This window comes from Candidatus Igneacidithiobacillus taiwanensis, from assembly GCF_031962545.1.
Classification (GTDB): domain Bacteria; phylum Pseudomonadota; class Gammaproteobacteria; order Acidithiobacillales; family Acidithiobacillaceae; genus Igneacidithiobacillus; species Igneacidithiobacillus taiwanensis.
The window spans coordinates 1-7279 of record NZ_JAVRKK010000110.1 but is presented as its reverse complement, the minus strand read 5'-3'; the positions used below and the strand labels follow the sequence as shown (position 1 = coordinate 7279).

Below are 7279 nucleotides of genomic sequence, written 5' to 3'. Positions count from 1 at the left end.
AGCACCTTGGCCAATGGCCAACACCTGCTGTTGCCAGAAGAAATCCTGGAAGGCTGGGATACCACCTTGCCTACGGAGGTTGATCCGCAGGCCGTCATTGCCCTCTATGCCGATCATGCCACCCATGAGCAGTTTCCTGCGGAGATCAAGACCGACCTGGACCTGGAACGCCTGCCTTCGGGGAAATTTGCCACCAACGACTTGATCCTGACCTTGGGAGCGATGGCCTATAATCTCCTGCGCAGGATCGGCCAGAATACCCTTCTCGGACCCGATGCACCTCCTCGCCATCCGGCCAGGCGACGTCGTGTCAAAACGGTGATTCAGGAAGTCATCCTCCAAGCGGCCCGTGTGGTTCATCATGCTCGTCAGTGGATCCTTTCCTTTCCCGAAAATACCCCCGGGTTCTTTGCTTTCGAGCGCATTTATGCCGCCTGGTCGGCACCCTGAATCCCGGTACGATTCCCATTGGATCTTCAGGTACCCTCCGTCTCTACGGGGGAAGGATCGACTTTGCCCCAATGGTTTCACTCCTGAAATCACCTCGAAAAACCTGCCTTCCGCAAGGGCTCATCGGGCTTTTCCAGAGTAAAATGCCGCGGATCGGCGCTCCTGAGCCACCTGCAACCACCATACAATCCTTATCAGCTCACGAGCAAAACCTAGGCCACGGATTCAGGTGTTTAACAACAGACCAACGTTGGAAGAATCGGGGCTTTTCGAGGCGCCTTATAGCAGCATCGGGTAACAATACATCTCGATCCTTCATCAGCAGGAGCTTCAGCTTGCAAGGCAACGCGTTGGTGGTAGATAATTTTTCCATGGCCCAATTATACACTAGATAGCCAGCTTTTTAAGGAAAATATCGCTATACGGCGCTATTTCTCCACCCCATTAAGGCTGAAGGATGCTTAATGAAACAGTCATCGACAGCAGCAGTTCATCAAAACAAGTTTTCAAGCAACGCCTTACGCAAGGGTGTCTGTGACACGCTGCTGTGCAAATCGGCTTTACTCATCCCCTTGTTACTCTCGCCCGCAATAGCAATGGCGACCCCGCAAATAATCACCGGCGGTGGCACTGTTACCAATGTTTCAGGAAATCAGAGTACCAGTGGCATCACGGTCGAGCAATCAACTCTGGATATTGCGTCTGGATCTGGACTTGGGAGTGGCCCGTTAAATTTACAGAATGGCGCTTTGCGTACATCTGGTAGTAGCACCATCAATAATAGTATTGTACTTGATCCTGGAGCAGCGCCAGCAACCATCAATCCACCTTGCGGGGAATCCTATTGCTACGGCGTTGGCGATAGCATGAACTTGAATACTACAGGTAACACCTACGTCAGCACCCCTTCCTTGTTGAATCAACTCAATTTTCCAAGTAATAACAAATCCATCGGAATATGGCTACCACAAGATTGGACAACCGATTATATGACAGGAATGCAGTCAGCCATGAATCAGGGCTACGCACCTGTACTGTTTGACTATTATCTAGGCGATCTTGGTTCCATGGGGAGTAACGCATGGAGCTATGTACAACAAAACGCCAACGCATGGCTTGCCAACACCCAACAACTAGCCAACTATTTATCGACTCTCCACGGAACAGTCACTGTTGTGTTGCAGCCAGAGTTCAATGTCCAAGGAGTGGGTAATCAGCCGCAGTTTGGCAAATGGCTCGCGGAAGCAGCCCAAATCTTGAAGAAAGCGCAACATCCAGGACTCACCATTCTGGTAAGCGCGGGAGTCGGGGATTTCGGTGATTACGAAGGAAGAACCGAGGATGCCTCCGATTGGTCCTACTTCTACCCTTCTTTAATCGTGGCAGCTCCCTATCTGGATTTCATTACCTTTCAGGAAATGCGTGGTGCCACTCCGGGAGGACAAGTGGAAACCGCCCAGCAGGAAGGTATGAGCACTATCGCTGGCAGAGTCATTGCTTTTTCCAGATATTTGCAAGCGACTTATAACAAGCCATTGCTACTCGGGTATATCATGATGGACCCGTACTCTCCACCAGGCGACAGCGAGAATTGGAGCGCTATCGCCGCAAAAGCATATACTGAAATCCTGCAAATCTCTCCGGAACTGGCACAGCAGGGCGTTTTCGGCAGCATGGCAATGGAGCTTTTCAATAACAATGATCATGCTACCGAAACAGGTCAAGAAGATTATTTTGGAATATCTTCTGATTATTACGGTCTCGTAAATAGTAACGGGCCAGCAGGCAGCGCCGCCATAGGAAACGGACCGTACACCCTCAATGCAAATGGAGAGGCTTGGGTAAATGGGACAGCCAACGCCGGAACCGTGCAAGACATCCATAATGGCGGCACCTTTGATACCGATGGCAATGCGGATACATTCACAGGAACCATCTCCGGCAATGGGGGCTTGTTTGTCGTAGGCGGAGGAAGCGCCACCCTTACAGCAAACAACACCTATACAGGCAACACCTACATTGAAGATTCTACGCTCTTACAACTGGGTAATGGGGGGACCTCTGGTAGCATTCTAGGCAACGTGCTGGACGATGGGGTACTTTCCTTTAACCGTTCTGACGACATTGTATTCCCAGGAGAAATCAGCGGATTGGGAATGGTTTGGCAGCAGGGCCCCGGAACTCTCCAATTGACAGGGAACAACAGCTATTCCGGCGGTACCGTGATTACTGGCGGAACGCTTGGCATTGCCAACGGTAGCGCCATCGGAACGGGGGATCTGGTGATGGACGGTGGGACCCTGGAGACAACCGCCGCACAGAATGATTCCTTTTTGACCATTTTGGATAGCGATGGAGGAACGATCAATACGGATGGCAACGATGATGTTTTCAGCAATAACGTCATCAATAATGGAGGCTCCCTGGCGGTAGTTGGGGGCGGCTCTCTCATCCTGAATGGCCCCACAAACAGTGCAACAGAAACCATGATTGGCGGCCTCCAGGACACGAAAAGAACACTGCTGGAGGTAGGAGATCTCGATCATCCTACAGCAACCTTGCAAAGCCCGGTCCTGGTTACCCCTGCAGGAACATTGCGTGGGCACGGTACGATCGACGGGAACGTGGTCAACGATGGAGTGGTATTCCCTGGTGGTAGCATGGGGATACTTACCATTAACGGAAACTATTCGCAGGCACCCAATGGCACCTTGGTAATCGAGGTGAACCCGAATAGCAAAACGCCCGTTCCCAGTATCAATAATGATGAACTTTCTATAACAGGTAGCGCATCATTGGCAGGCGACTTGGGTGTGCAGGAAGATAATGGAACCACCCCAAACCAATATTATGTTGGACAGCAATACACGATACTGACCGCATCCAATGGGGTAACTGGCAAATTCTCGTCCATAGTGAACGCGAACTCTCCATACAGTCCTTTTATCATGCCAACTCCGGTATACGGCTCCAACCAGGTAAGCATGGTCATCATGCCGACACCGGCACCTGCGCCAAGCCCTGCTCCAGCGTCGAACCAATCGCAAGATCCCAATGATCTAGCGTATCGTAGTGGTAGGGCAGTGATAGACAGTCCTTACATCATCAATAGCACCCTTTTTTCTACCCTGGGCACGCTTCTGGATGGAGCGCAGCAGATCTACCCGGGCGAATTCACCCATAGCCGCTTGGGGCCTTGGGCCAAAGGCTTTGGCGGATTTGGTAACGCCTTTGGAGCTTCTGTCGAAAACTACGGCGGAGTCGCTGGTTATGGCTTTGCCGTTAGCGGGAGCCTCACCCTGGGAGCTGCTTTTGCTGGTAGCGATACAAGTACCACGACTTCGACGTCGATCACCTGGCAAAACGATAACACCCAAAGTTTCGGCGGTTTTCTTTATGCCGTTGACACGCAGGGAAATCTGCGGATTTCCGGAACGATGGGGGGCGGCTCCCTGCAAGAAAACAGTACCAGGAACCTTTACACGCTCCATCAAAGTGCTGCGGGCTCTACGGATGGGTGGTATTTTGGTACTGGTCTGCAAGTGCAGTATCTAATTCCCATGGGGGACACATTCCTGATGCCCTATGGTCAGGCTAGCTACCTGCACACAAGCCTTGGCGGATATACAGAAAAAGGTACAGGTATCCTAAATCTCCATTACGGATTCCTGAATACCAATCTCGGTTCACTCTCTGGTGGATTCCGCATTGGGAAAGACATCCGTGGTTCTGTTGTGACCATCGTGCCGTGGGTGTCTTTGGGAGCTACCGGATACGCAGGAGCCCGTCATGCCACGCAGACCTACACACTGGGGGTCTTGAATGCGACGGAAACTGCCATTGCTGCCCCTGCAGCAACAGGAGATGTTGGGGCAGGCATTACCTTTCAGGGAACGCATACTCCATGGACGGTTAAAGTCGGTTATAACGGCCAATATGCACCAAGCGCAACGATAAGCACATTTGATTTACTGGCATCATATCGATGGTAACTAATTGACCGGGGCTGCGGTTGGTCGATTATCCCGGCTCATGACGACTGGGCAGAAGCCTCCAAGCGGTCTGCGGAAGACCGGAACTGGCGGCGCGGGTTTTCTGGAGTGGTCGGCCAAGATAGCAAGAATTAGGGCATCATAATCACAAAGGAGATTCTTTATGGATCGAGTTCGTAAGGCCGTTTTTCCCGTTGCCGGTCTAGGGACCCGCTTTTTACCCGTGACTAAGGCGAGTCCCAAGGAAATGCTGCCCATCGTGGACAAGCCGCTCATCCAGTATGCCGTCGAGGAGGCCATTGCGGCGGGCTGCGATCAATTGATTTTCATCACAGGCCGGGGCAAACGGGCCATTGCGGATCATTTCGATGTTTCCTACGAACTGGAGGTTGAACTGGAGAAAAAGGGAAAAAAGGCCCTCCTGGAGCAAGTCCGCGCCATTGTCCCCAGTCATGTGAGTGTCATCCATCTGCGTCAACCCTATCCCCTGGGGTTGGGTCACGCTGTCCTCATGGCCCGCCCGGTGGTGGGAGACGAGCCCTTTGCCGTGCTCCTCGCTGATGATCTCATGCTTGCCAGCCAACCCGTCCTCTCCCAAATGGTCGAGCAACATCGTCGCTATCAAGCAGGAATCCTGGGCGTGGAGGAAATTCCGCTGGAGCATAGCACCCGCTATGGCGTCGTCGAGGCGAGGCCCTGGGATGAGTCGATTTTCCAGGTCAGTCGCATTGTGAAGAAACCCCAACCAGTCGACGCGCCATCCAATCTTGGCGTGGTCGGCCGCTACATCCTGCCCGCCCGGATTTTCCATTTCCTGGAACATACTGCCCAAGGGGCCGGTGGCGAGATTCAACTGACCGATGCCATTGCCAAACTCCTCGGGGAGCGACAGGTGCTTGCCTACCGCTTCCAGGGCCAGCGTTATGACTGCGGCGACAAATTGGGATACCTGCAGGCCACCATTGCCTTTGCCCTTCGTCATCCTGAAGTGGGAGAGGCATTCCAAAAATACTTAACGGAACAAGTGAACACTTGACCGAATTTCTAATATGGTGTTGCCGAAGTCTCGAGTTTGAAATGCCATTAGGACGACCAGTAACAACAGATTTACGCCAAGATCGGGAGTGATGATGACAGTTTTAGATGCTCTTCTAAAGTTGATGGTAGAAAAGAACGGTTCCGACCTGTATCTATCCGTTGGCTTCCCACCCTCTATGAAGATTGACGGAAAAATGGTGCCTGTCCATTCTGAGTCCATCAACTCCAGCATGAGTGTGTCCCTGGCCAAGGAAATCCTTGGCGACCAGGAAAGCTTGCAGAACTTCTTGCAGGAGAAAGAGGTGAATATGGCGATCTCCCGGATAGGCCTGGGGAGATTTCGCGTTAATGGCTTTTTCCAGCGTAACGAAATCGCTTTTGTGATCCGGTCCATCAAGACGCAGATTCCCACCCTGGACCAGTTACAGTTGCCAGAAGTGTTGAAGTCTCTGGCGATGTCGGCTCGCGGCCTCATCCTTTTTGTTGGCTCCACGGGGTCCGGTAAGAGTACTTCCCTTGCAGCCATGATCCAGCACCGGAATCAGACTTCTGCTGGTCATATCCTCACCATCGAGGACCCCATCGAATATTTGCACCATAACCAGAAGTCTTTGGTGAACCAACGGGAAGTCGGGCTGGATACCAAGAGCTACAAAGAAGCTCTGGAGAACGCGCTGCGGGAAGCACCAGACGTAATCCTGATTGGGGAAATCCGGTCCATGGATACCATGGAACATGCCATTGCCTATGCAGAAACCGGGCACCTTTGTCTTTCTACGCTCCATGCCAACAACGCGAACCAGGCCATTGACCGGATCATCAACTTTTTCCCGCCAGAACGCCGCCAACAAACATTGATGGATCTGTCCCTGAATATCCGGGCGATCATCTCGCAACGGTTGCTGCCCAAAAGGGGTGGCGGGCGGATTGCGGCGGTAGAAATCCTCATCAATACGCCAACCATTTCCGATCTGATCTACCGGGGAGAAATTCAATCGCTGAAGGAAACCATGAAAAAACCCAATGAGGTTAGCATGAGAACCTTTGACCAGGATCTGGTGCGGTTGTATATGGAAGGGTTGGTGGCGTATGACGACGCTATCCGCGCCGCCGACTCGCAAAATGATTTGCGGCTTGCCATTCGTACCGAGTGCCAGAAAAGAGGCTTACCGGACCCAGGCAGTAGTGCAAGCTCCACTAAGGAAGGCTGGTCCATCAAATAAAGCACGGAAGAATGGTTGCGCTTTTTTTGGAAAATTACCCGGTGGTCTCAAGTTTAAGGTAGCCTAAAATGTGTGGAAATTCTCGTATGGATATAATGAACCTATATGGTGGACCCACTGGCCAAGACAGATAGAGGGGGACTTTAACCTTAAGAGACTGCGGAAAAATCTGCAAAAAACTTTGGATTTCTTCCTGACCGTCTAAAATTTTGCTCGGTTGAGCCTCTTGCCAGTCCCGCTTTCGCCGTTTTCCCCCATTTCCCTGCCCATTTTCTGGATTCTGGACGCAGCTCTCCCATCACGCCACTCCCAGTCGTGCCATGCGCACCAGATTGTATGCGGTGGCCACAAGGGAGAAGTGCAGGCTGACCCGCTCCAGGCCACGGAATCGGGTTTTCCGCATTCCGCCCACGGTCTTCATCCAGCCGAAGATGGACTCGATCCGTTTACGCACATGAATACTCATGGCGTAGCCGGCATGGCGGGTCGTGCGCCCGTCGATGGCCGAGCCCTTCCGTTTCCGGGCCACATGGGGAGTGACGTTCCGGTCGCGGAGATCCTGGACAAAGCGGTGGC

General features: G+C 52.4%; 5 protein-coding genes. 4 read left to right on the top strand and 1 reads right to left on the bottom strand.

The genetic code is table 11. The features are described 5' to 3' along the window. The 4 genes from RTI30_RS11250 to RTI30_RS11235 form a co-directional block, all read left to right on the top strand. On the top strand, nucleotides 1–450 hold a 450-nt coding region (locus RTI30_RS11250; protein ID WP_312283782.1), incomplete at its 5' end, for a transposase. Nucleotides 451–914: 464 nt separating this feature from the next. After that, complete coding sequence (locus RTI30_RS11245; RefSeq protein ID WP_312283781.1) at nucleotides 915–4442, top strand: autotransporter domain-containing protein; 3528 nt, start codon at nucleotides 915–917, stop codon at nucleotides 4440–4442. 163 nt (nucleotides 4443–4605) lie between these two features. Beyond that, nucleotides 4606–5478, top strand: a complete 873-nt coding sequence (galU, locus tag RTI30_RS11240) for a UTP--glucose-1-phosphate uridylyltransferase GalU (protein WP_312283780.1) — start codon at nucleotides 4606–4608, stop codon at nucleotides 5476–5478. A gap of 91 nt (nucleotides 5479–5569) precedes the next feature. After that, nucleotides 5570–6703, top strand: a complete 1134-nt coding sequence (locus RTI30_RS11235; RefSeq protein WP_312283779.1) for a PilT/PilU family type 4a pilus ATPase — start codon at nucleotides 5570–5572, stop codon at nucleotides 6701–6703. Nucleotides 6704–7001: 298 nt separating this feature from the next. Here the strand turns inward: RTI30_RS11235 and RTI30_RS11230 are convergent. After that, nucleotides 7002–7279, bottom strand: a 278-nt coding sequence (locus RTI30_RS11230) for a transposase (protein WP_312283778.1), incomplete at its 5' end; no start/stop codon positions are given.